This is a genomic window from Pseudodesulfovibrio sp. (assembly GCF_028692895.1).
Lineage (GTDB): Bacteria > Desulfobacterota > Desulfovibrionia > Desulfovibrionales > Desulfovibrionaceae > Pseudodesulfovibrio.
Genome location: NZ_JAQUWN010000021.1, coordinates 24038 through 47748 on the forward strand (window position 1 = coordinate 24038; position 23711 = coordinate 47748).

Here is a 23711-nt window from a genome sequence, read left to right on the forward strand (position 1 = left end):
GACGGGCTCAGCCCGCATCCGGGCCGAAGGACATGACCGGATGCCGGATGGACCAGCCCCCGCTTATTTCCGGGACGGTCCGTCCGGCGTCGTCCGTGGCCGCGGGCAGGAGCAGGCCGCCCTCGGGGCGCGCCAGGGAGATGCGTTCCGCCTCGGCCAGGCAGCGCTCCAGCCGTTGGATGCGGGCCAGGACCGGGTCGGCCTTCCCGGCCGCCGGGGCGATGTCCGCCGGGACGGGCCGGGCGATGGCGGTCCGGGACGGCGGGGGGGCGGACTCCGGGGCTGTCGGCCGGCCCGATCGTCCGGGCGCGGCGCGGGTCGCGACAATCCGCCGGGGCGCGGCGCGTCCGGCCAAAACAATCGGGGGGGCCGCCGGTGCCGGGACAATGGCCGGATGCGGCGGTCCGGCAGGTGCTGAAGCCGCTGTTTCGGCAGTCGGCGCTTTGATCGGTGTCGGCATGGAGCCCGGCGGTTCAGTCCCAAGTGCCGTTTCTGTCGTCTTTGCATTCCCGCCCGAGACGGCCGAAGCCAGTCGCGTGGCCTCGGCCGACGCGTCCGGGTCGTCGAACGGGCCGATGAAGATCGCCAGATTTTCCTCGATGACCTCGTCCGGGGTCTTGTCGTTCACCGCGTACTGGTAGGCGTATTCGCCCACGGAATAGGCCGAGGAGGCGTACTGGATGGGGCCAGTGCCCACCAGCCCGGCCACGCCAAGGAAGGCGTTGATGAGCAGGCAGCCCGACAGCAGGGGCAGGGCCAGGAGGCCCAGGCAGTTTCGGCGCACGGCGCTTAGCATGTCCTGCGCTTTGCATTCCCCGTGCCCGGACGCGATTGCGCCGGAAATCGAGGGGGCTGCGAAACGCCCGGCACGCTCCGGCCGCGCGGGGCCGGGCTCAGGGCCGGGGTTTTGACGGCGCGGGCCCCGGACCGGGCAGGACCACGATGGACCCCACGGTCTCCAGCAGGATGCCGCCGGGCCGGGCCAGGTCGGACCGCTCCAGGCCGGGCTCCAGGGTGGTGATAACCGCCCCGCCCACGACCTTGCGCCCATAGGCCCCCTTGCTGCCCGTCCTGAGCCCCCACAGGGCGTGCAGGACCACGGGCCGGCCGTCATGTCGGCCGATGTAGAGCATGATGTGGCCGGGCTTGCGCACCAGGGTCAAAAACGGGGTGGCGTAATCGAGGATAATTTGCTTCTTGACCGCGCGCGTCAGGCCCTCCAGGGGAATGGCCACGCCCGCCCTGGCCTGCTGGCTGGAGTTGCGCGGCAGGAAGATGCCGAACGGCGCCATCAGGTCCATGGTCAGGGCCGAGCAGTCGCGGTCGCCGTACAGCCCGCCCCAGCCGTAGGGGCGTCCGAGCATGGCGTTGGCCAGCCGCGCGAAGTTGGCCGGGGTCGGCGCCAGCGGCATGATCGCGGCGACGTCCCGTCCCAGCCGGGCGCGGTGCAGCACCGCGTTCCCCCGGTCGTCCCGCGCCGGGGCGGCCACCACCAATCCCTCCGTTCCCGCCTCCAGCACCGGCAGGACCATGCCCACCTCGCCGTCGAACAGGAACCGGCCGTCCTCGTCGCGCACCGGCTCGCGGTCGCGGGTCACGGCCGCATACACTCCGGTGCGATAGGCCTCGGCAAAGGCGTCGTCCACCCAGGCCACGTCGCGCACCGGCACCCAGCCATAGGTGTAGCGCGACTCCACCAGCACCCACTGTCCGTCCGCGCTCAAATGGTCGGCATAAAGCGGCGTCCCGGCCAGGACCAGGGAATTCTGCATGTAGTCGAAGGGGTACCCCTCGCCCGGCGTGCCCCACTGATAGAACACGGGCTCGGACGACGGCAGGGCGCGCATTCCCGTGTCGGTCACGGCCACGGCCCGGCGGCTCATCGAAGGATAGTCGTCCATCCGCGAGGCCGCGCGCATGCGGGCAAGCCACCCCGGATCGCGCGCCAGCGTGTTCTCGCCGTACAGGACCTTGCCCGAAAACCGGTCCAGCCCCCAGAACGCGTCCTGCACCGTGGTCACCGGACGGCTGCGCTCCCAGGGCGCGAAGTGCGCGGCCAGGAACCGGGCGTAGGCCCCCTGCTGCACGTCCGCACCCAACAGGGGCGCGTCCGGAGCCAAGCCGTGATACGCCCCGGCGTCCTGGGGCAGCTCGACCAGGTCCCCCACCGGCCCGTCCGTGCGCGCCGCACAGGCGGCCAGTACGAACAGGCAACCGACAACCACAAGCGACCCGGCCAGGCGGAACGGGCGCACGGACGGCCTGCGCATCAACGGACTACTCCTTCATGAACTTCTTGCCGATGTCGAAACCCTTGCCCACCAGTTGGCCCAGGCCGTAATAGCCCCGGCTGCCGGGCGCAAAAATCAGCGGCCGGACCTTCTCCGGATCGGGATTGCCGTCCGCCAGCTTGTCCTCGTCGCACTTCACGTCCTTGATCTCGCCCACCAGCATGGTGTGCGCGCCCAACTCGTAGGAGTGGATCAGCTCGCATTCCACAATGAGCGGGAATTCGTCGATGTACGGGGCCTGCACAACGTCGCTCGCCACCGTCGTCAGCCCGGTGGCGGAGAACTTGTCCACCTTGCGGCCCGACACCATGCCCAGATAGTCGGACTCGGCCGCCAGCCACTCCGGGCACACCGAAATCGTGAACGCCTTGTTCTTCAAGATGCCCGCATACGTGTGCCGCGACGGACGAACCGAAACGGTCATGCACGGCGGCTGGGAACTGCAAATGCCGCCCCACGCCGCAATCATCGCGTTGGGCTTGCCGTTCTCGTCATATGCGGAAATGGCCCACACCGGGGCGGGCTGCGCCAACGTCTTGGCGCCAAGCGACTTCTTCATGACACGCTCTCCTTGAATAGTTGTTCCATGACGCACAGCCTACGGCAATCACGCCGAAAAAGAAACGGCCCCGGATGGTTCGCCGGAGAAGGGGGGCGGGGAATGCCTCCGGAGGCATTTCCCATGCCTGCCTCTCGCTACCGCAGCCTCTCCAGTCCCGGATCGCGTCGCACGGCGATGCGGGCCATGACCTGGGCGCACCATTGGCAGGCGCTGCAGTTCTTGTCGCAGGTGGTGACGTGGTCGATGAAGTCGGGGGGCAGGGCGTTGGCGGGGACGTGGAGGTGTGGAGCGAGGTCGCTCAGGGTATCGAGGAGTTGGAGGAGGTTGCCGGGGTGGGATTCGGCCAGGTAGGCGGCGAGGGCCTGTTGAAGGAAGGGCGCGCCGAGGTTGCGTCCGCAGAGTTTGAGGGCGTCGACGTGCGGGGCGTACCGGTCGGCGTCTTCGGGCCGGATGAAGGGGGAGGCGAGGACGGCGGCGGGGTTGTCGAGGAAGCGGCGGAGGCAGCCGAGGTCGCGGTTCATGGCGAAGGTGCGGTCCGGGCAGAGGCGGGTGTTGGCCAGGGCGATGTGGGCGTCGTGGGCGGGCTTGAAGGGGCAGTGGAGCAGGCAGCCTTCGTTGGCGATGAGCAGGAGCTTGAGGCCGGGGCGGGCGGCGCGCAGGGCGGCGGAGGTCTCGGCGAGGCGGGCCATGTCGCGGTTGAGGGCGCGGTCGAGGACCAGGCGGGAGGGCGGTTTGAAGGCGGTGGCGTCGATGAGGGCGAGCACGGCCAGGGCGGCGGGGGCGGAGTCGAGGCGCGCGTTGACGCTGGGCACGGCTTCCAGGCGGCGGGCGGTGGCGGGCCGTGCGTCGGACAGGGCCTGGAGGAGGTAGGGGTCGGCGAAGACGAGACCGCGCACGTTGGGGTGTTCGGCGAACTGGTCCAGGGCGTCGGCGATGGTGTTGAGGGCGGAGGGGGAGAGGTAGGCGTCGGGCGCGTGCAGGCGGGCGTTGAGCAGGAGGAAGACGTCGGTGTCGGGCAGGGCGTTGATGGCGGCGTGGACGGCGGCCTGGCCGGTGTGTGCCGTGCGGCGCCGTGCGTCGGAAAGGGCTGGGTGGCCGGGGCCGAGGTGCAGGGCGTCCAGGGCGTGGGCGCGGGCGGCGAGGAAGGCGGTCCAGGCCGGGTCCGGGGTGAGGGGGGCTTCCAGGGGGAGCATGTTAGTCGCCGCCCAGTGCGAAGGCGGCCACGGGTTCGGCCCATTGGGGCAGGGGGACGTAGAAGAGGCCGTGGCCCCGGTTGCTGCGCAGGGGAAGTTCGTTGAAGCGCAGGCCCGGCCCCCGGTGCTGGCCGCAGGCCTGGGCGCAGGAGCCCGCCTCCAGGTCGCCGACGGCGTATACCGAGAGGATGTGACCGGCGAGGCGCGCGCCGCGTTTGTGCTTGAGGAACTGCTGGTAGGGGGCGGCGGTCAGGCCCCGGCCGCATCCGGCCAGGATGGCGAAGCGCGCGTCGGGCAGGTTCAGGCTGGAGGCGGCGAGCAGGGCGATGTGGCCGCCCTTGGAGAATCCGGCCACGGTGATGTTGGCGGCCGGGACGCCCTTGGCCATGAGCCCGCGCACTTCCGCGGCCACGCGGTCCGCGTAGCGGTGGGGATTCACCTGGCCGCGCACCTCTTCGATGACGGTCAGGTCCCGGTCCTCGAAGTATTTGACGATGTCGTCATAGCGGTAGACGCCGTAGCGCGGGCTGGAGGCGTTCTTGCCCTGGGTCTCGACGGCGGCCCCGTGCAGGTAGATCAGGTATTTGGCCGAGCGGTCCGGGTGGACGAGGGCCTTTTCGAAGGAAACGGCCGTCGCGTTCCGGGGCAGGGCCAGGAGCGCGGCGGCGATGAGCAGCGGGAGGATGGTTCGGGACATGGGAACTCCTTGCCGGGCAGTGTAGCCCGTGTCCCGGCCCGAGGCAAACGGTCCGGCCCGGCCGCGGGGCCGGGCGCGGTCCGGTTGGTCAGAACCGCTCGAACTCCGCGCCGTTGTCGCCGATGGGTTTGATCGTGCTTCGGGGCTTCCCGGCGGGCAGGGCTTCCTGCCGGGGCCGGGCCCGCCGGGCGGGCGCGCCCTGGCCGACCTTGAAAAAGGTCATGGCCTGGGCCAGGAGCTGGGCCTGGCCGGAGAGCTCCTCTGCGGTGGAGGCCATTTCCTCGGATGCCGAGGCGTTGGTCTGGATGACGGAGTCGAGCTGGCCCACGGCCGAGGATATCTCGGCGATGCCCTTGTCCTGCTCCAGGCAGGCGGCGGTGATTTCCTGGACCAGTTCGGCGGTCCGGCTGATCTGCGGCACCAGTTCGTCGAGCATCTTGCCCGCGCGGTCGGCCACGGCCACGGACTGGTCCGAAATCTCGCCGATCTCCTCGGCGGCCTTGCCGGAGCGTTCGGCCAGTTGGCGCACCTCGGCGGCCACCACGGCGAAGCCCTTGCCGTGCTCGCCCGCGCGGGCGGCCTCGATGGCCGCGTTCAGGGCGAGGAGGTTGGTCTGGCGCGCGATGTCCTGGATGATGGTGATGCGTTCGGCGATGGACTTGAGGGCGTGTACGGCCTCGCTCACGGCCTGGCCGCTGTCGCCCGCGCCCTTTGCCGCCGCCGCGGCGATATCCTCGGTCAGGCGGGCGTTGTCCGCGTTGGTGCGGATGCCCGCGGCCATCTCCTCCATGGAGGCGGAGACCTGTTCGATGGCGGCGGCCTGCTCGGTGACGGACTGCGAGAGGCCCTGGGACGAGGCGGAGAGTTCCTCGGACCCGGAGGAAACCACGTCCGTGGCCGAATTCACGTCGCCCACCACCTTGCCCAGGGCGTCGGCCATGGAGGTCAGGGAGGCGGCGAGCTGGCCCACTTCGTCCGACTGGCTCAGGTCCACCGAGGCGGTCAGGTCGCCGGTGGACACGGTCTGGGCGAATTCCATGCCCTTCCTGAGCGGGCCGATGATGCCCCGGGCGATGATCCAGGCGAGCAGGGAGCCGACGAGGATGGCGGCGATGGCGAAGGCGACCACCCAGGCCAGGGTGGTGGAGGCCGAGTGGAGCATCTGCTGGTCGGTCATGATGTGCGTGGTGATCTGCGCCATGATTTCATTGAGGATTTTCTGCACCTTGTTCAGGGCGGGCATGGTCACGGTGGCGTAGGTGTGGCGGGCCGTGTCAAAGCCCTCCTGCCGTCCGTCGTTGAGGGCGATGACGCCGTCGATGGCCGACAGGGTGCGCTCGGCCAGGGGATTGGTGTCGCCCTCGAAGGTCATGACGGCCGCGTCCCGGTCGGCGGCGAGTTCGCGGTCGATGACCAGGGCGGACGCGTGCAGGGCCGCGTGGGGCTCGTAAATGGCGCGGACCTTGGTGGCGAACTCGGGGTCGGCCTCCATGCGCCCCCTGGTGTCGTCGGAGTATAGCCATTTGCCCAGGCCGCACTGGTGCGGGTCGGCCTGGACGCCCGTGGTGCGCGCGTCCGGGGCGAGGAGGGCGTCCTTGACCTTGCCTATCCAGATCAGATGATCGAGCTTCTTGTCGCGCAGGAAGCCGCCCAGGGCCACGTCTGCCGGGGCGTACTCCTGGCCGATGGTCACGGCGGAGGCGTGCAGATCATTGTGAAATTTCTCGATTTCGGCCAGCAGCGGCTTGATGGCGGGGACCAGCGTTTCGGCCCTGGTGCGGGCGTCGCTGTAATACCATTTGCCGAAGGCGCATTGGCGGGGGTCCGTCTGGACGGTCAGGGTGTTGACGTGCGTGTCGGTCAGCAGCTCGTTGACCTTCTCCGCCCATTTGAGGTGGTCCACCACCCGTTGGGTGAAATTGCCCCTGAGCCTGTTGCCCTCGATGACCTCGCGCGCGTTGCCCACGATGCCCTTGATGCCCATGATGGACCAGCCGCCCAGTGCGACCAGCAGCAACAGCACCGATCCGAACCCTATGCCGAATTTGACGCAGAGCCTGCAATCCTTCCAACGCATGACATCCTCCATGGTCGCCTCGGCGCCTTCCGGGCGTCGCCTTTCCTTCCCCTAGGCAGGCATCCTGTCCAATCAGGCAGCTTGGTACAATTATATTCTCCGCCCCGGCGGCGTCCCTGCCGGCCCCTGTCAAGCTGCCATGTACCCCTTTTTTTACCCGTTTTGCCCCCTCTCGCTGCCGTTTTCCCCTGGGCCGAAAACCGGGGGTATACTGCGCCCACGCCTGGAGGGGACAGCCCGCGAAAGCGGAATAATGAAGGAATAATCAAATGTTGGCTATAATCGGAGCGATGGCCGGATTCCTGACCACGGTGGTGGAGGGCGTCACGGGCCACATGCGGCAGAAGCAGGAGCTGAAGAAGGCGGTCATGGAGAACCGAATGCGGCTCGCGCAGAGCGACAGCGAGTTCAACCACGAGTGGGAGATGAAGCAGTTGGAGAACGCGGGCTGGAAGGACGACGTGCTCTTCTTCGCCTGGATCGGTTTCTTCATCTGGAGCGGCGTGGACCCCGAGGGGGCGGCGGAGGTCATCCGTGCCTGGGAGAACCTGCCCGACTGGTTTCTCCAGATCACCTTCTGGGTGGTGGCGGCCGTGCTCGGGGTGAAGAAGATCGGCGACTACCTGCCCTCGGCCATCCGGGGGCTCAGGGATGCGGCCGGAGGACCTCGATGAGCGCCCTGGACCGCGAGGACCTGCACGACATGCTGGTGCGCATCGACGAGCGCGTCAAGGCCATCCAGGAGGACATCCGCGAGATCAACGAGGCGCGGAGCTGCGTGGGCCACGACGTGAAAATCCGCTCCCTGGAGCGGATGGTCTGGGGATGCGTGGTCGGCATGGCGGGCATGGGCGCCCGGCTGGTCATGGACGCGTTCGGGCGCTGAGCCTAGGGCCGGGCGGGCGGAGGAGGCGGCCGGCGCCCTTCGTCCCCGCCAGCCGGTCCGGGGGCGTCCGGCCCGGGCTCCCCGGCGGGGGGCGCGGGTTTGGGCTCGGGCTTGGCGGGCGCGGACGCGGTCGGTTTGGGCTTGGGGCTCTTGGCTGCGGCTGCGGCCTTGGCCCTGTAGTCCCGGATCATGTCGGCATAGGCGGCCTGGGCCTTGGCGTCCCCCTCGGCCTTGGCCAGGGTCAGCGCCTTGGCGGCTGCGGCCGCGGCTCCGGCATAGTCCTCGGTCCCGGCCAGCGCGTTGGCCAGCAGGGCCGGAAAGGTCGAGTCCGTGGGGGAGAACTCCGAGGCGCGCCGGAAGTCGGACGCCGCCTCCGCGTACTTGGACATGCGCATGTAGAGCGAGCCCCTGGCCAGGAGCAGGTCCACGGACTGGGAGTCCAGGCTCAGGGCCTGGGTCAGGTCGTGGACGGCCTCCGGGTCCCGGCCCAGGGCGGCCTGGGCCATGCCCCGGCCGTAGTACGCGTCGCGGTTGGCCGGATTGAGGGCAAGGGCGCGGCCGAAGTCGGCCACGGCATCCTCGTAGCGTCGGGTCCGGTTGTAGCAGCCGCCCCGGTAGGCATAGGCCTCGGAGATGGTGTCGTCCTGCTCCAGCACGCGGGAGAAGTCCGCCACCGCGTCGGCGTAGTCGCCGTTGTGATACCGGATCAGCCCTCGCGTGAACCGGCCCTTGATGTGGTTCGGGTCGAGCCTGAGGACCCTGTCGATGTCGGTCTGGGCCTCGTCCCAGCGGTTTTTCTCCATGAGCAGGAGCGCCCGCTGGTAACGGGCGGCCGCCAGGTTCGGGTCCAGCTCCACCGCCTCGTCGAGGTAGGAGAGGGCGGCTTCGTCGTCCAGGTATTCGCCGTCGTGGTAGAGCTGCACGGCCTTGTCCAGGGCGTCGGCGGCCATGGCTTCGCGCTTCTGCTGCTCCAGGTCCTGTGCGGCGAGGCCCGGCCGCGCGCCCGCGGGCGTCTTGGCGGAGCCCAGGCACCCGGCCAGGGCGAGCAGGAGGCACAGACAAACAATCGGGGCGGTCTTGCTCATGGCACCAGGATACCCCCGGAGGTCCGACCCGTCAACAAAAGGAATAAAATGAAGTGACAAGCGAACTCTACATACCAAGGAAACACCAGGCCGAAATAGAGGCCGGGATGGCCCGGTTTTCGGTCCTGGTATGTCACCGCCGGTTCGGCAAGACCGTGCTGTCGGTGAACCGGCTGATCCGGGCGGCCAGGGAAACCAAACTGCCCGACTGGCGCGGGGCCTACATCGCTCCGCTCTACAAACAGGCCAAGACCGTGGTCTGGGACGAGCTCAAGCGCTACTGCGGCCTGGGCACGGACGCGTGCGACGCGAAGTTCAACGAGACCGAGCTGCGGGCGGACTTCGCCAACGGCGCGCGCATCCGTCTCTTCGGGGCGGAGAACCCGGACTCGCTGCGCGGCATGTACCTGGACGGCGTGGTCTTCGACGAGGTTGCCCAGATGCCCTACCGGGTCTGGACCGAGGTCATCCGGCCAGCCCTGTCCGACCGGCTGGGCTGGGCCCTGTTCATCGGCACGCCCCAGGGCAAGAACGCGCTGTGGCGCATCTGGGAGAGCGGCCGGGCCGATCCGGACTGGTTCACGGCCATGTACCGCGCCTCCGAGACCGGGATCATCGACCCGGACGAGCTGAAGGCCGCGTCGCGGGAGATGTCGCCCGAGGAGTACGAGCAGGAGTTCGAGTGCTCGTTCACCGCGGCCATCCGGGGCGCGTACTTCGGCAGCCTCATGGGCGAGGCGGACAAGGAGGGGCGCGTCACCGATGTCCCGGCCGACCGGACCCTGCCGGTCCACACGGCCTGGGACCTGGGCATGAGCGACTCCACGGCCATCTGGTTCGTCCAGGCCAGGCCCGGCGGGCGGTACGCGGTGGTGGACTACTACGAGGCCACGGGCATGGGGCTCGACCACTACGCCCGGGTCCTGGACGAGCGCGGCTACAAGTACGGCTCGCACATCGCGCCCCACGACATCCGCGTGCGCGAGCTGGGCACGGGCAAGTCCCGGCTGGAGATCGCGCGGTCGCTGGGCATTCGCTTCGTCATCGCGCCCAACATCCCGGTCCAGGACGGCATCAACGCGGTGCGCGCCCTGCTCCCGGCCTGCTGGTTCGACGAGCGGCGGTGCGCGCCGGGCATCGAGGCCCTGCGCCACTACCGGCGGACCTTCAACGAGCGCATGGGCGACTTCGCGGCCCACCCCCTGCACGACTGGACCAGTCACGCGGTGGACGCCTTCCGGTATTTCGCCGTGGGCTTCCGCCAGCCCGGGACCGGTCCGCGCCCGGCCACGGCCGACAACGACTACCATCCCTTCGGGAGGAACAGATGAGCGTTCGCGAAACCACCGGGAAGCCCGAGGCCCTGGCCCACTTCCCGGACGGCCGCTACCGCTGGCTCGCCCTGCACTGCCAGGGCGAGCCCTACGGCTGGGCCGCCATCGCCGAAAGCGGGCGGGACCTGGAGCTTCACCTCACCCTGCGGCGCTGGGGGCCGTCGGTCCGGCGCCACGTCCGCGAGGACCTGGAATGGCTCAAGGCCGAGGCCCTGCGCCTGGGCAAGGAGCGCATCCTCGGCGTGCGCATCGACGGGGAGGGCCGGTTCAGCCCGGAGCTGTTCCGCTTCGCCAGGCTTTTCGGGTTCGGGGAGCGCATGGTCCTCCAGACCGTGGCCCTGGACCTGGGGGGACGGCAAAAAGACGATCAATCGGCGTGCCGGGGTGAGGAAGGTGTGTGATATCAGAGCATTGTTCTGTGCGATGCGCTTGAGAAAAATTAATCTTCGCTGTTGCCTCGGGATCGGATGTTTGATATCCGACGTACTAGAGGTATTACATCAAAGGACCCCCCCATGCCCGATACCGCCCAGCCCATTGGCGTCGTTACCGTCAGCTACGGCTCCGCCACCGCCGAGGGAGCCGACGGCGTCCGCGCCCTCCAGGCCGAGAGCCCCGTCTACGCCGACGACGTCATCAAGACCACGGGGCCAGGCTCCGCGGTCGAGATAAAGTTCCAGGACGGCGCCCTGCTTTCCCAGGGCCCGAACTCCACCACCGTGCTCGACACCTACGTGTTCGACCCGGACCAGTCCACGGGCGAGATGGCCGTGAAGCTGCTCCAGGGCACCTTCCGCTCGGTGACGGGCGAGATCGTGGACATGAACCCCGAGGGGTTCAAGCTGGAGACGCCCATGGCCACCATCGGCATCCGGGGCACCACTACAGGCCACACGGTCATGCCCGGCGGCCGCGAGATGCATGCGGTGGTCGATTTCGTGGACCGTCCCGTGGTCATCCGGCCCACGTCCGGCGGCCCCATCCGGGTGGTCTCCCAGGACGGCGTGGGCGTGGCGGCCACGCGCGGCGGGCTCAGCCCCACCTTCCAGGCCTCGCAGTCCCAGTTGGCCACCTTCGAGCAGCTTTCCTCCCAGTCGCTGATGCAGGGCGCCCCCAGCTTCGACGCTCAGGGCGCGGAGCAGGACGCCGAGAACGCGGCGCGCGAGGCGGCGGCCAAGGAACAGGACGCCGAAGAAAAGGCGGAAGAGGCCGCCCAGGCGGCCGAAGAGGCCCAGGACGCCCAGGCCACGGCCGACGCGGCCGAGGCGGCGGCCCAGCAGGCGGCGGCGGAAGCTGCGGCGGCCCAGGCGGCGGCGGAGGCGGCGGCCCAGGCGGCCGCCCAGGATGCGGCGGCCCAGCAGGCGGCGGCCGAGGCGGCGGCCCAGGCGGCGGCTGCCCAGGCGGCGGCCCAGGCGGCGGCGGAAGCGGCGGCCCAGGCGGCGGCCCAGGCCGAGGCGGCCCAGGCTGCGGCCCAGGCGGCGGCGGAAGCGGCGGCCCAGGCTTCGGCCGAAGCGGCGTCGGCCCGCGCAGCGGCGGAGGCGGCGGCCACCACGGCGGCGGCCTCCCAGGCGTCCCACATGTCCGGCCCCGTCAACGCCCCTCAGGACAACGGGGACAACGGCGACGACGGCGACAACGGCGACGACGGCGACAACGGCGACAACGGCGACAACGGCGACAACCAGAACGGCAACGACAACGCCGGCCAGCCTCAGGGCGGCGTGAATCCGGAATCTCCCACGGGCGGGAACCCCACGGGAACGACGCCTCCCGCCGGGACGGCCCCCCTCTCCGGAGCCGGCGACGGCACGGGCGACGGCGCGGGCGACGGCACGGGCGGGGACACTCCCCCCGCTGGTCCTGACGATCCCGACCCGGACGACGACGATCAGCCCCAGACCATCCTGGTCACCGAACTGAATCTTTCCGAGTGGGGCGACGGCCTGGTGGTCGACCTCGAAGGCGGTGGCGTCGCCCCGCGCGACGTCGCCTATTACGAGTCCGAGGGCAACACGGACGACGCCGAGGTCCACCAACTGGTCTCCTCCGACACGGTGGTCTACGCCATCCAGACCGTCATCGGGGCCGCGCCCTACCTGGACAGCGAAGAGCAGACCCTCGTCACCCCCTCCAACCGGATCACGGGCGACGCCGCGGACAACGACATCTACGGCGGGGCCGGGGCCAACACCCTGGCGGGCGGGGCGGGCGACGACCTGCTGGCCGTGGGCGACTACTGCACGGAAACCTCCACCTACACCCTGGGCGCGGTGCAGTCTGACGATCATATTTCCGGCGGAGCGGGCTCGGACACCCTGCGGCTCGACGGCGACAGCGACCTGCAAAACGTCACCTCCATCGAGACCATCGTCACCGGGACGGCCGCAGCCGCGCTCTCCAACGTGACCAGCTCCCTCGCGGACGCTGGCGAGACGCTGTACCTGGACGGCTCCCAGTCGGCCGGGGTCACCTTCTCGGCCGCGGCCGACACGGACTCGCATTTCTACCTGCTGGGCGGCGACGGGAGCGACTCCCTGGCGGGCGGGGAACTGGGCGACACCCTGTTCGGCGGCTTGGGCGACGACTGCCTGAGCGGCTCGGGCGGGGACGACACCCTGTCCGGCGGGGCCGGGGCCGACACCCTCCTGGGCGGGGCCGACAACGACGCCCTGTACATGGGGACCCACCTGGACGCCACGGACTCCATCGACGGCGGGGCCGGACTGGACACCCTCTATTTCACGGACAACGACACCGGGGTCAACGACCTCGACGGGGTCGCCGGAGTGGAAGCCATCGTCCTCGGGGCCGCGGCCACCAACGTGACCGTGGGCGCGGGCGGCGTGGCGGACGCGGGCGGCTACGTGACGGTGGACGGCGCGGCCGCCACCTCCGTGACCCTCAATCTCGCCTCCCTGAGCGCGGTCAACTATTTCGACGTCACCGGCAGCGCGGGCGCGGACTCCATCGTCGGCTCGAACTATTCCGAGACCATGACCGGCGGCCTGGGCAACGACACCCTGCGCGGCGGGGGCGACAGCGACAGCCTGGACGGCGGCCTGGGCGCGGACTCCCTGCAGGGCGACGCGGGCGCGGACTATATCGACGGCGGGTTCGGCGCGGACACCCTGGAGGGCGGCGCGGGCAACGACACCTTCTTCTTCAGCTCCCTGGACTCCGGGAGCGGCGAGGTCATCGACGGCGAGGCCGACCAGGACGAGATCAGGGTGGGCGGCGGCGAGATCGTGGACTTCACGGGCGCGTCCATCTCCAACGTGGAGGCCGTGTCCCTGGGCGCTTCGGCCACGGGCATCTTTGACGAGAGCAACTCCGCCTTCACGTCCTGGGCCGTGTCCGGCAACGTTTCCTCCGGCACGGTGGAGACCTTCCAGCTCGACGTGAACTCGACCCTGGGCGGGGCCCTCGACAGCTCCGGCGCGACCTTCTCGCACTGGAACGCGGGCGAGGACCGCATCGTCCTGGACGGCGGCATCGGCGGCGACAACCTGACCGGCGGCGCCATGGCCGAGATCTTCGACGGCGGCGCGGGCGGCGACAGCATCTCCGGCGGGGGCGGCGACGACACTATCGACGGCGGCTCGGGCAACGACGTCATCGACGGCGGCTCGGGAGCCAACCTCATCGACGGCGGCACGGGCGCGGACGCCATCACCAGCTCCGGCGAGGACACCGTCACCGGCGGCGACGGCGACGACACCGTGTACGTGGGCGCAAGCACCGTCTCCGTGGACGGCGGGACGGGCACGGACAAGCTGTTCTTCCAGGGGACCCAGAACGCCTCCTCCCTGGCCATCACCACGGTGGAGGTCCTGTATTTCGACACCGCCGCCTCCACGACCATGGCCGCGTCCCAGCTCGACGGGGCCGGCTATGCCCTGGAGCACGACGGCGGCCTGGTTCTGGCCAAGCCCGCCGGGGCGCAGTCCACGGACCTCTCCGGACTGAACCTCTCCGCCTTCACCGGCTCCCTGACCGTCAACCTCTCCGATGCGGGCGCGTCCCTGGCCATGGGCGGGAACATGTCCGCTCAGGTGGCCGTGGTCGGCGGCGCGGGCGACGACACCCTGTCCTTCACCGACAACGGCTCGGGCACGGACGACCTGCTGGCTGTCCAGGGCGTGGAAAACGTCGTGCTCGGCGACGCGGACACCGAGGCGGTCCTCACGGCCGGCTTCGTCGGCTCCGGCTCCGTCGCCTTCGACGGCTCGGCCATCACCTGTTGCCACACCCTGATCCTGGACGGGCAGGCCGCCTCCAGCTACTCCCTGGAGGTGACGGGCGGCGCGGGCGGCGACTCGCTGACGGGCGGCGCGGACAACGACGTCCTTGCGGGCGGCGCGGGCGACGACACCCTGAAGGGCATGGCGGGCAACGACACCCTGACGGGCGGCGCGGACAACGACGAACTCTGGGGCGGCGCGGGCGGCGACTGGATCGAGGGCGGCGCCGGAGCGGACCTCCAGTACGGCGGCGACGGGGACGACACCTTCGTCTTCAACGGCGACGTCGAGAGCGGCGAGGCCGTCTACGGCGGCGTGGACGGCACGGATGCGGGCACGGATTCCGTGGTGGTCCAGACCAGCACGGACTTCAACCCCATGGGCGACATCGAGGGCATCGAGTCCCTGATAATCGGCGACGGCCAGACCGCCACCTTCGACATGGGCATGGTCGACTTCATCACCGGGCTGTCCACGCTGAGCGGCGGCTCGGCGGGCACCACGGAGACCGTGCTGGTGGAGGGCGGCTCGGGCGCGGACACCTTCGACATGAGCGGTGCGTCCATGGACCGGATGAGCTGGGACGCGGACGACGACTTCATCCTCCGGGGCCTGGGGGGCGCGGACTCCATCACCGGCTCCTCCGGCGTCGAATACATCGACGGCGGCGACGGCAACGACGCCCTGACCGGCGGGGGCGGCAACGACACCCTGGTCGGCGGGGCGGGCGACGACACCCTGATCGCCTCGGCCACGGGCAACGCCTCGGCCATCCTGGACGGCGGGGCGGGCGACGACTCCCTCTCGGTCACGGGCGACTCCTCCGGGGTCATGACCATCGACGGCGGGGCGGGCCGGGACACCCTGGCCGGCGGCTACAACAACACCAACCATTTTCTGTTCAACACCGGCGACGTGGAGGCGGGCGAGGTAATCCACGGCGGCGACTCGGGCTCCACGGACGTCATCGTGGTCCAGACCTCCACGGACTTCTCCGGCGCGCTCATTTCGAGCGTGGGCCAGGTCCGGATCGAATCCGGGGCCACGGCCTCCTTCACCGAGAACGAGTACGACCCGGGCTGGTCCGTGAGCGCCAACGGCGCGGGGACCGCCGAGGTGCTGGAGATCAACCTCCAGGCCGCCTCGGAACTCTATCTGGGCGACATGTCCGGATTCGTCTCGGGCCAGGACTACGTCAAGGTCGCTGGCAGCGCCGACGGAGACGTCATTCAGGGTTCCACCGTGGACGACAGCCTGTCGGGCGGGGCCGGGGCCGACTCCCTTGTCAGCACCCAGGGGGTGGACACCCTGGAGGGCGGCGCGGGCGACGACACCTTGCGGGTCGCGGGCAACTCCGACGTGGCCGTCATCGACGGCGGCGACGGCGCGGACACCCTGGAGCTCTATGCCGATCTGGACCTCACCGGAGCTTTCATCAGCAATATCGAGACGCTGCACTTCCAGTCCGGCTCGGTCAGCTTCGCCAGGACGCTGCTGGACGGCGCTTCCTTCGTGGTCACCAGCGACTCCCAGTCCGCCCAGCTTCAAGTGGCGGGCACCTCGGGCGACGACGTCCTGAATTTCTCGTCCCTCGACCTTTCGGGCTTCTCCCAGACCCTGGCCGTGAGCCTGGACGGCGGCGACGACCTCCTGACCATGGGCGTGAACATGAGCAACGGCACCCATGTCGCGGCGGTCGCCGGCGGCGCGGGCGACGACACCCTGGTCATGACCGACAACGGGTCCTCCACGGCCCTGAACAACGTCTCCTCCATCGAGAACGTCATCTTCACGGACGCCGCCACCACCATCGTCCTGTCGGGCGACATGGCGGACTCCGGCTCCACCCTGACCATCGACGGTTCGGCCCTGACCGCCTACAGCAGCCTGAACTTCGACGGCTCCAACGCCACGGGCAACGACCTGGTCATGACCGGCGGCCTGGCCGGAGACTCCCTGACCGGCTCCGGCGGCACCGACTGCCTCATGGGCGGCGACGGCAACGACACCCTGAACGGCGGGTTCGCGAGCGACACGCTCGTGGGCGGCGACGGCGACGATTCCATCACCGGCGCGTCGCTGAGCACCTTCGACGGCAACGACGTCATGCTGGGCGGCGACGGCAACGACACCATCAAGGGGCAGTACGGCAACGACTCCATCGAGGGCGGCGACGGCGACGACCTGATCTACGGCGAGGGTTCGTCCGGCCTTTCCGGCAACGACACCATCCACGGCGGCGCGGGCGACGACACCATCTACGGCGACGGCGGGACCTCCTCCTCCGGCGCGGACCTGATCTACGGCGGGGAAGGAAACGACTGCATCTCAGGCGGCGACGGGAACGACACCATCGAGGGCGGCGCGGGCGCGGACACCCTGTCCGGCGGCGCGGGATCGGACGTCCTGTCCTACGCGTCGGACACCGTGGGCGTGGTCGTGGACCTGTCCACGAAGACCGCCTCGGGCGGCGACGCGGCGGGCGACAACCTTTCGGCCGGGGATTTCGAGGCCGTCATCGGCGGCTCGGGCGGCGACTCGCTGACCGGCACCAGCGGCGACGAGTCCCTGTTCGGCGGATCGGGCGACGACACCATCACCGGCAACGGAGGCGTCGACTCCCTGTCCGGCGGCCTGGGCAACGATCTCTTCCACTTCAGCGGGGCCATGGGCTCCGGCAGCTCCCTTGACGGCGGCGACGGCGCGGACACCATCTACATGAGCCTCGCTGAAGAGGTCTTTACCGGGGCCCTCTCCATCACCGGGATCGAGGACCTGACCTTCGCCTATGAACTGGGCGACTCCTTCGCCTCCTTCAACGTGGCCGACCTCGCCTCCTGGACCGTGGACGCCACCGCCGCGGCCAGCTCAGGCATCCAGACCCTGCACATCGCGGGCACCACCGGCGACGACGTCATCAACCTTTCGGCCTTGAGCTTCGGCGGGAACTGGGACACAGGCATCGACGTGGTCGCGGCCGACGCGGACGACGGCGACGACCTGGTCCTGGCCTCGGCCTCCCTGGACAGCCTCGATGGCGGTATGGGCGTCGACACCGTGAACTACGCCAGCTCCACCACGGGCGTGGCGGTGGACCTGGACGCTGGCGTCGGCTCGGCAGGCTGGGCTCTCGGCGACTCCCTGACCGGGTTCGAGGCGGTCATAGGCTCCGATTTCGGCGACACCCTGGCTGGCGCGGACGACAGCGACAACTACTTTTCGGCGGGCGACGGGGACGACAGCCTTGTCATGCAGGGCTACCTGGACTCCGAAGACACCCTGGCGGGCGGCGACGGCGACGACTCGCTGGGCTTCCTCTACTCCGGCGATTCGAACTCGCTGCAAAACGTCACCGGCGTGGAGCACATCACCCTGGGCGACGCGGCCACCACCCTGTCCGGCCACGACAACCTTTCCGACTACCTCTCCACCCTGACCGTGGACGCCACGGGCCTGACCGGGACCAACAGCCTGACCTGGGACGGCAACTTCATCGCCAACATCCACCAGAACATCCTGGGCTCTGACGCGGGCGACTCCCTGCGGGGAGGGTCCAACAACGACACCCTGTCGGGCGGCGCGGGCCAGGATTCCCTGGAAGGAGGCACGGGCGACGACCTGATCGACGGCGGGGACAACTCCCAGGCCCTGCGCGAGCTGGATGTGGCCAAGTACGCGAACGAATCGGCGGGCATCAACGCCGACCTGGCCACCGGGCTGGTCACCGGCGGGGGGGGCGACGACACCCTGACCAACGTCGAGGGCGTCTGGGGCACCGCGTTCAACGACACCCTGACCGGCGACGACTCCTGGGTGAACATCTTCATCGACGGCGGGGGCAACGACCTCATCGACGGCGGCTCGGTCCACGACACGTTCACGGACACCGGCTACGACATCGCGGCCTACTACGAGTCGAGCGTGGGCATCAACGTGAACATGACCGGCACCTCCGGCACCGTGACGGTGGGCGGCGATATCGACACCCTGACCGACATCGACATGGTCTGGGGCTCCACCCTGGGCGACACCATGACCGGCGACGCCGGCGACCAGGAATTCGCGCCCGACCAAGGCTCGGACCTGATCGACGGCGGGGGCGGCGGCGAGGACGAGGACTCCGTGTCCTACTGGCACCTGCTCTCCGGCGTGACCGTAAACTGGGACGACATCAACAGCCAGTGGAACGTGTCCGGGACCGGCTGGACCGACACCCTGACCGACATCGAGTGGATCGAAGGCTCCCGGGGCAACGACGCCTACACCGGCAACGACGACGACAACGGCTTCTCCGGCTGGAAGGGCGCGGACACCATCATCGGCGGCGGCGGCACCGACTGGGCCGACTACTGCGACGACATCTCCGGCGTCGTCGCGAACCTGGGCGCGGGCACGGTGGTGGACGGCTGGGGCGACACCGACAGCCTCTCCGGCATCGAGGGCGTCTCCGGCTCCAAGTTCGCCGACACCCTGAACGGCTCGGTCGGCAACGACCTCCTGGACGGCCTGGCGGGCGACGACTCCATCAACGGCATGGGCGGCGCGGACACCCTGACCGGCGGGGCGGGCGACGACACCTTCTTCTTCAACGACTCGCCCTCCGGGGCCGTGGTTGAGGGCGAGGAGGGCGCGGGCGACGAGATCCGCACCTCCGTGGACCTCTCCGGCCTGGTTTCCGCGACCGACGTGGAATACCTGACCATCGAGGCCGGGACCGACACCACCCTCAACGGGTCCGTGGCCACGAACCAGGCCTGGGAGGTCGCCTCCCTTTCGGATTCCGGTTCCGGCGTCTCCCTGACCGTGGCGGTGGGCGCAGGCCAGACCGTGAACACGTCGGCCTGGACCTATGGCGGCTGGAACTCCTACGGCAACGACACCCTGCGCCTGACCGGCGCCAACGACACGCTCGCGGGCGAGATCATCGCGGCCAGCGTGGCGGCGGAAATACTCATCGGCTACATGGGCGACGACACCCTGACCGGCGGCGAGGGGGCCGACTCCTTCGGCTACATGTCCTCCTCGGACGTGCTGGTCACCGGCGCGAGCGGCGACCAGATCACCGACTTCATCAGCGGTACGGACTCCATCTGGTTCAATGCCGACTTCGGCAACCTGACCTGGTACATGGAGGACAACTACGACGGCGTCATCGCCGGAGCGTCCAACAACAGCGGAGCCGTGGTCTGGGACAGCGCCAACCACAAGCTCTGGTACGACGCCGACGCCACGGTGGCCGACTCCGCCGGGGAAGGCGTAGTCGCCAACCTGGGCTCGAATTCCCTGGTCCTGGATGACCTGATCCTGGAAGACGGGACCATCGTGGACGGCGCAGGCGGGGCGGGCGGCGTCGGCCAGCTCATCGAGGGCACGGCCAACGACGACACCCTGACCGGCGCCTCCTACGACGACACCCTCATCGGCTACGAGGGCGACGACAGTCTCATGGGCGGCCTGGGGGCCGACTCCCTCCTGGGCGGCGACGGCGACGACACGCTCTGGGGCGGCGACGGCACGCTCCTGGCGGGCGACGTGGCCGACCACCTGGAGGGCGGCGAGGGCAACGACTTCCTCGGCGGCGAATACGGCGACGACGTCCTGATCGGCGGCTCGGGCAACGACACCCTCTGGGGCGGGGACGGCGACGACACCCTGACCGGCGGCGAGGGGGCCGACCAGTTCCTGTACCAGTACGGCTCGGCCGTGCAGATGTCGGCCGACGGCGAGACCATCACCGACTTCGACCTCGATCATGACTACATCTGGCTCTCCGGCGACCTGGGCTCCCAGGACTACCTCTGGCTGGAGACCTCGTCCTACACCGGTCAGGACGGCGGCTCCGCCGTGACCGGGCTGGTCTACGACTTCACCACCCACTCCCTGTGGCACGACGCGGACGTCACCGCCGCCGGCGACGACGGGATCATCGCCACCTCGTCCCTGGGCTCGGAGATCATCTTCGGCACCGTCTTCTCCGAGGGCGGAACCATTACCGGCCAGATGGGCAACACCGCCACCGCCGGAACCATCGGCAACGACGAGCTCTCCGCGCCCGACGGCAACTTCAACGTCCTCTTCGGCTACGACGGGGACGACGCCCTGATCGGCGGCACGGGCATGGACTTGCTCATCGGCGGCAAGGGCGCTGATTCCTTTTACGGCGGAGACGGCGAGGATACGGTGTCCTTCTGCCACGACGACGACGGCGTCACCGTGGACCTTTACGGCGCGGGCGGCTTGGGCGGCCTGCAGGGCGGCCAGAGCGCCATCGACGGCGAGGGCCACATCGAGGTCATCCAGAACGTGGAGAACGTCTTCGGATCGGCCTACGGCGACATCCTGGGCGGCAACAACTCGTCCAACTTCATCTCCGGCCTGGCGGGCGACGACTTCATCTACGGCGGCCAGAACGGGGCGAACATCCTCTGCGGCGGCTCGGGCAGCGACACCTTCGCCATCTACGGCACCTCCGCCGACGCCCAGGCCTTCAACGACTTCGACGCCGGGGAGGACATCCTCGGCATCAACAGCTCCAGCAGCCACTTCGCGAGCCTGCTGCCCGACGGCTTCGATCCGTCCAAGTTCCACAATGTGGAAAGCGCCACCTATACCGGCTCCATCTCGGGCGCCACCGGCGCGGGGCTGGTCTACGTGAGCGCCACCGGGGCGAGCACCGGCATCCTCTACTATGACCCGGACTGCGCGACGGTGGGCGGCAACGAGCAGATTCTCGCCACCGTCACGGAGATGAACGGCGGCATAGTGCAGGACAACGACCTGACCGCCGCCTGTGTCGAGGTGGTCGACGTGCCCGCCTTCTAGGCGCGGCGCATTCCGAACAAAAAGGGCGCGCCTCCCCGGCCGGGGAGGCGCGCCTTTTCTTTTTCGCTTCGGGTCTAGGCGTGGCCCACGATGATGGTCCCGCCGGTCCGCTCCGGGGCCTGGAGAGCCTCGATGCTGACGTTGCGGGCGTTGTCGAAGACGTTGGTCACCTGCTCCACGGTGATGAAGTTGATCTCGCGGCCGTCCACGATGTTGGTCACCGAGTTGTCCTGGGTGACGTGGTTGAAGTCGTTGTCCAGGTTGATGCGGGTGGAGTTGTCGTTGTCCACGTACCGCTCCTGGGTGGTGGCGAAGGTCACGGAGCGGTTCTCCACCAGGTTGGTGTCGCTGTCGTCCACGTAGGTGACCTTGCTCTGGTCCTGGTTCACCGTGGTGAAGGTGGTGGACTGGTCGATGATCCGCGACTGGTCGAAGTTGTTCTCCACGGCCCGGGTGTCCGAGAACGAGAGCGCGGTGTTCTCCACAAGGTTGGTGGTGTGGTTGGTCTGGCTGGTGTGGACCGAGTTGTCCTCCTGGCGGAAGTTGTAGGTGGAGGACTGGTCGATGATCCGCGACTGGTCGAAGTTGTTCTGGACCGAGTGCGTGTCCGAGAACGAGAGGTTGGTCTCGTCGCTGACGTTGGTGGTGTGGTTCTCCACCTGGGTGGAGCGGCTCAGGTCCTGGTCCACGTACCGGAATTCGGTGTTGTTCTCCAGGGTGGTGGAGTAGGAGGCCTGGCTGAAGTAGCTCTGGGAGCCGTCGAAATTCAGGGTGTGGGTGGACTCCTGGCTGACGTCGTTGTCCGAGACCGTGGTGTAGGTGGCCAGGTTCAGGTTCTCGGTGGGGAAGGCGTAGTCGGCGTTCCAGGTCACGGAGTTGTCGCTCTGGTTGACCCAGGTGTCGCTCATGGACAGCTCCGCGTCGCGCGAGTTGTCCACGTTGCTTTCACGCACGAAGGTCTGCTCGTGCACGGAGCGGTCCTCGTTCGAGAAGTTGATTTCGTTTTCCTGGCGGTAGTCCTGGGAGTAGTCCTCGGTCCGGTTGACCGAGTTGTCGTTGACCACGGTGGTGTTCGACCGCTCCACGTTCTCCACGGACTGGTTGCGCGTCTCGCTCGCGTCCACGGGGTGCTCCTCGCTGACGGAGGTCCGGGCGTCCACGGCATGGTTCTCGGTGACGCCGTTGTCGTTGGCGACGCTGGTGCGCTCGGGCAGGTTGACCGTGTTGCTGGTCTCCTGGGCGTTGGTCACGGTCCGCTCCTCGCGGACCACGGTCTGCAGGTTGGTGGTCTGGCTGTCGGACTGCGAGTTCTCCAGGGTGCGGTCGTAGCTCAGGGTCTGGCTGTGGCTGGAGGAGTTGTCCATGGAGAACTGGCTCGACTGGGTGCGGTTGTTGTAGGCGATCATCTCCATGGACTGGTCGATGTGCTTGTCCACGTTCGAGGGATAGGTCAGGGAGCTGTTGACCTCCTGGGTGGCGCTCATGTCGATGTTGTAGGTGTTGCGCGGCGCGTAGTCGAACTGCCTGGCGGGCGCGTCCGGGTAGTCCACGTTGATCTCGGGGCGGCGGAAGGGCTCCACGTAGCCGTCCGCCGTGGGAATCCACGGGGGCGTCTGCTGCCTGGCCGGGGTGAAGGCGGTGGAGTGGACCAGGTGGTTGAAGGTGTCGCTGGGCCAGTTCTGGGTGTGGCCGAAAAAGGTGCCGTGGGGATGGGTAGAGCGGAAGGCCTGGACCTTGCCCGCGGGCGGGATGGGCACCACGCCGGTCAGGGTGGGCATGGAGACGCCCACGCCCGGAACGAAGGGCACGTGCCCGGCAGGGGAGATGGGCTGGATGCCCATGGGCGGCGCGATGGGCACGTCGCCGGTGCTCTTGTCGGGCTTGATGAGGGATTGCTCGTTGGGGCCGCTTCCGCCGCCGCTCCCGGTGGAGCCCCCGCCGGTGCTGGGGGAGATCGCGCCGCCCCCGCCGCTCTGGCCTGCGGAGCCGCCGCCCGAACTCCTGTCCCCGCCGCCTCCGCCGCTGTTGACCGAGGGCGCGCCCGCGCCGCCCGCCAGGGAGGAGCCCGCGCCGCCGCCCTGGATGGCCGATGCGCCGCCGCCCGTATTGCCGGAGGAGCCGGAGCCGCCGCCCTCGATCATGCCCGCGCCGGAGCCGCCTCCGCCGCCCGCCGAGATGCCGCCGCCCCCGCCGCCGATCATGCCCGCGCCGCCGCCCACGCCGGAGCCGGAGCCGCCGCCACCGCCGCCACCGCCGCCCCCGCCGCCGGTGTAGCCGGGACCGGCCAGGGACCCGCCCTGGCTGCTCAGGCCAGCGGCCGGGGCATAGGGAATGCGCGCCGGAGACGTGTCGATGGGCACATGGGCCGGGGTGGTGTCGATGGGGACGTGACCGGGCTCGCCGGTTATGACGTGTCCAGGGCCGCCGGCCATGAAGGAGCCGGGCGGGCCCGCCGTCACCTGGCCGGGAGGACCGGCCACGATGAAGTCGGTGAAGCTGGTGGACACTGGGAAACTCCCTGCC

Annotated in this window: 13 protein-coding genes; 5 read left to right on the plus strand and 8 right to left on the minus strand. The window is 69.4% G+C overall.

Features of this window, described 5'->3' with window-relative positions; all coding sequences use genetic code 11:
• Positions 1-7: 7 nt before the first annotated feature.
• From PHP91_RS07310 to PHP91_RS07335, 6 genes are all read right to left on the minus strand, one after another.
• Positions 8-784, minus strand: a complete 777-nt coding sequence (locus tag PHP91_RS07310; RefSeq protein ID WP_300139073.1) for a hypothetical protein — start codon at positions 782-784, stop codon at positions 8-10.
• Positions 785-893: 109 nt separating this feature from the next.
• On the minus strand, positions 894-2270 hold the full coding sequence (locus PHP91_RS07315; protein WP_300139076.1) for an NlpC/P60 family N-terminal domain-containing protein: 1377 nt from the start codon (positions 2268-2270) through the stop codon (positions 894-896).
• Positions 2271-2277: 7 nt separating this feature from the next.
• Positions 2278-2850, minus strand: a complete 573-nt coding sequence (locus PHP91_RS07320; RefSeq protein ID WP_300139079.1) for a flavin reductase family protein — start codon at positions 2848-2850, stop codon at positions 2278-2280.
• A gap of 137 nt (positions 2851-2987) precedes the next feature.
• A complete protein-coding gene (locus PHP91_RS07325; RefSeq protein ID WP_300139082.1) occupies positions 2988-4046 on the minus strand; it encodes a hypothetical protein in 1059 nt (352 codons plus the stop codon).
• Between the two features lies 1 nt (position 4047).
• Entirely contained in the window at positions 4048-4743 is a 696-nt protein-coding gene (locus tag PHP91_RS07330) for an Mbeg1-like protein (RefSeq protein WP_300139085.1), read from the minus strand.
• A gap of 88 nt (positions 4744-4831) precedes the next feature.
• Positions 4832-6820, minus strand: coding sequence for a methyl-accepting chemotaxis protein (locus PHP91_RS07335; protein WP_300139088.1), 1989 nt, complete (start codon positions 6818-6820; stop codon positions 4832-4834).
• A 269-nt stretch (positions 6821-7089) separates the two neighbouring features.
• Here PHP91_RS07335 and PHP91_RS07340 point away from each other — a divergent pair, with 269 nt between their 5' ends.
• Together PHP91_RS07340 and PHP91_RS07345 are read left to right on the plus strand one after the other, a co-directional pair.
• The gene (locus PHP91_RS07340) at positions 7090-7494 is read left to right on the plus strand and encodes a hypothetical protein (protein WP_300139091.1); all 405 of its coding nucleotides are present in this window, start codon (positions 7090-7092) and stop codon (positions 7492-7494) included.
• A complete protein-coding gene (locus PHP91_RS07345) occupies positions 7491-7706 on the plus strand; it encodes a hypothetical protein (RefSeq protein WP_300139094.1) in 216 nt (71 codons plus the stop codon). The genes PHP91_RS07340 and PHP91_RS07345 overlap by 4 nt, the downstream gene beginning before the upstream one ends.
• 2 nt (positions 7707-7708) lie before the next feature.
• Here the strand turns inward: PHP91_RS07345 and PHP91_RS07350 are convergent, their stop codons facing one another.
• Positions 7709-8791, minus strand: a complete 1083-nt coding sequence (locus PHP91_RS07350; protein WP_300139097.1) for a tetratricopeptide repeat protein — start codon at positions 8789-8791, stop codon at positions 7709-7711.
• A 53-nt stretch (positions 8792-8844) separates the two neighbouring features.
• Between PHP91_RS07350 and PHP91_RS07355 the strand changes: the two genes are divergently transcribed.
• The 3 genes from PHP91_RS07355 (at position 8845) to PHP91_RS07365 (ending at position 21188) form a co-directional block, all read left to right on the plus strand.
• On the plus strand, positions 8845-10122 hold the full coding sequence (locus tag PHP91_RS07355; protein WP_300139100.1) for a terminase family protein: 1278 nt from the start codon (positions 8845-8847) through the stop codon (positions 10120-10122).
• Entirely contained in the window at positions 10119-10526 is a 408-nt protein-coding gene (locus PHP91_RS07360; RefSeq protein ID WP_300139103.1) for a hypothetical protein, read from the plus strand. The genes PHP91_RS07355 and PHP91_RS07360 overlap by 4 nt, the downstream gene beginning before the upstream one ends.
• Positions 10527-10640: 114 nt before the next feature.
• Positions 10641-21188, plus strand: a complete 10548-nt coding sequence (locus PHP91_RS07365; RefSeq protein WP_300139105.1) for a FecR domain-containing protein — start codon at positions 10641-10643, stop codon at positions 21186-21188.
• Positions 21189-21262: 74 nt separating this feature from the next.
• Here PHP91_RS07365 and PHP91_RS07370 read toward each other — a convergent pair whose 3' ends face one another.
• Positions 21263-23695 carry a hypothetical protein gene (locus tag PHP91_RS07370; RefSeq protein WP_300139108.1) on the minus strand — a complete coding sequence of 811 codons (2433 nt, stop codon included), beginning with the start codon at positions 23693-23695 and terminating at the stop codon, positions 21263-21265.
• Positions 23696-23711 lie beyond the last annotated feature (16 nt).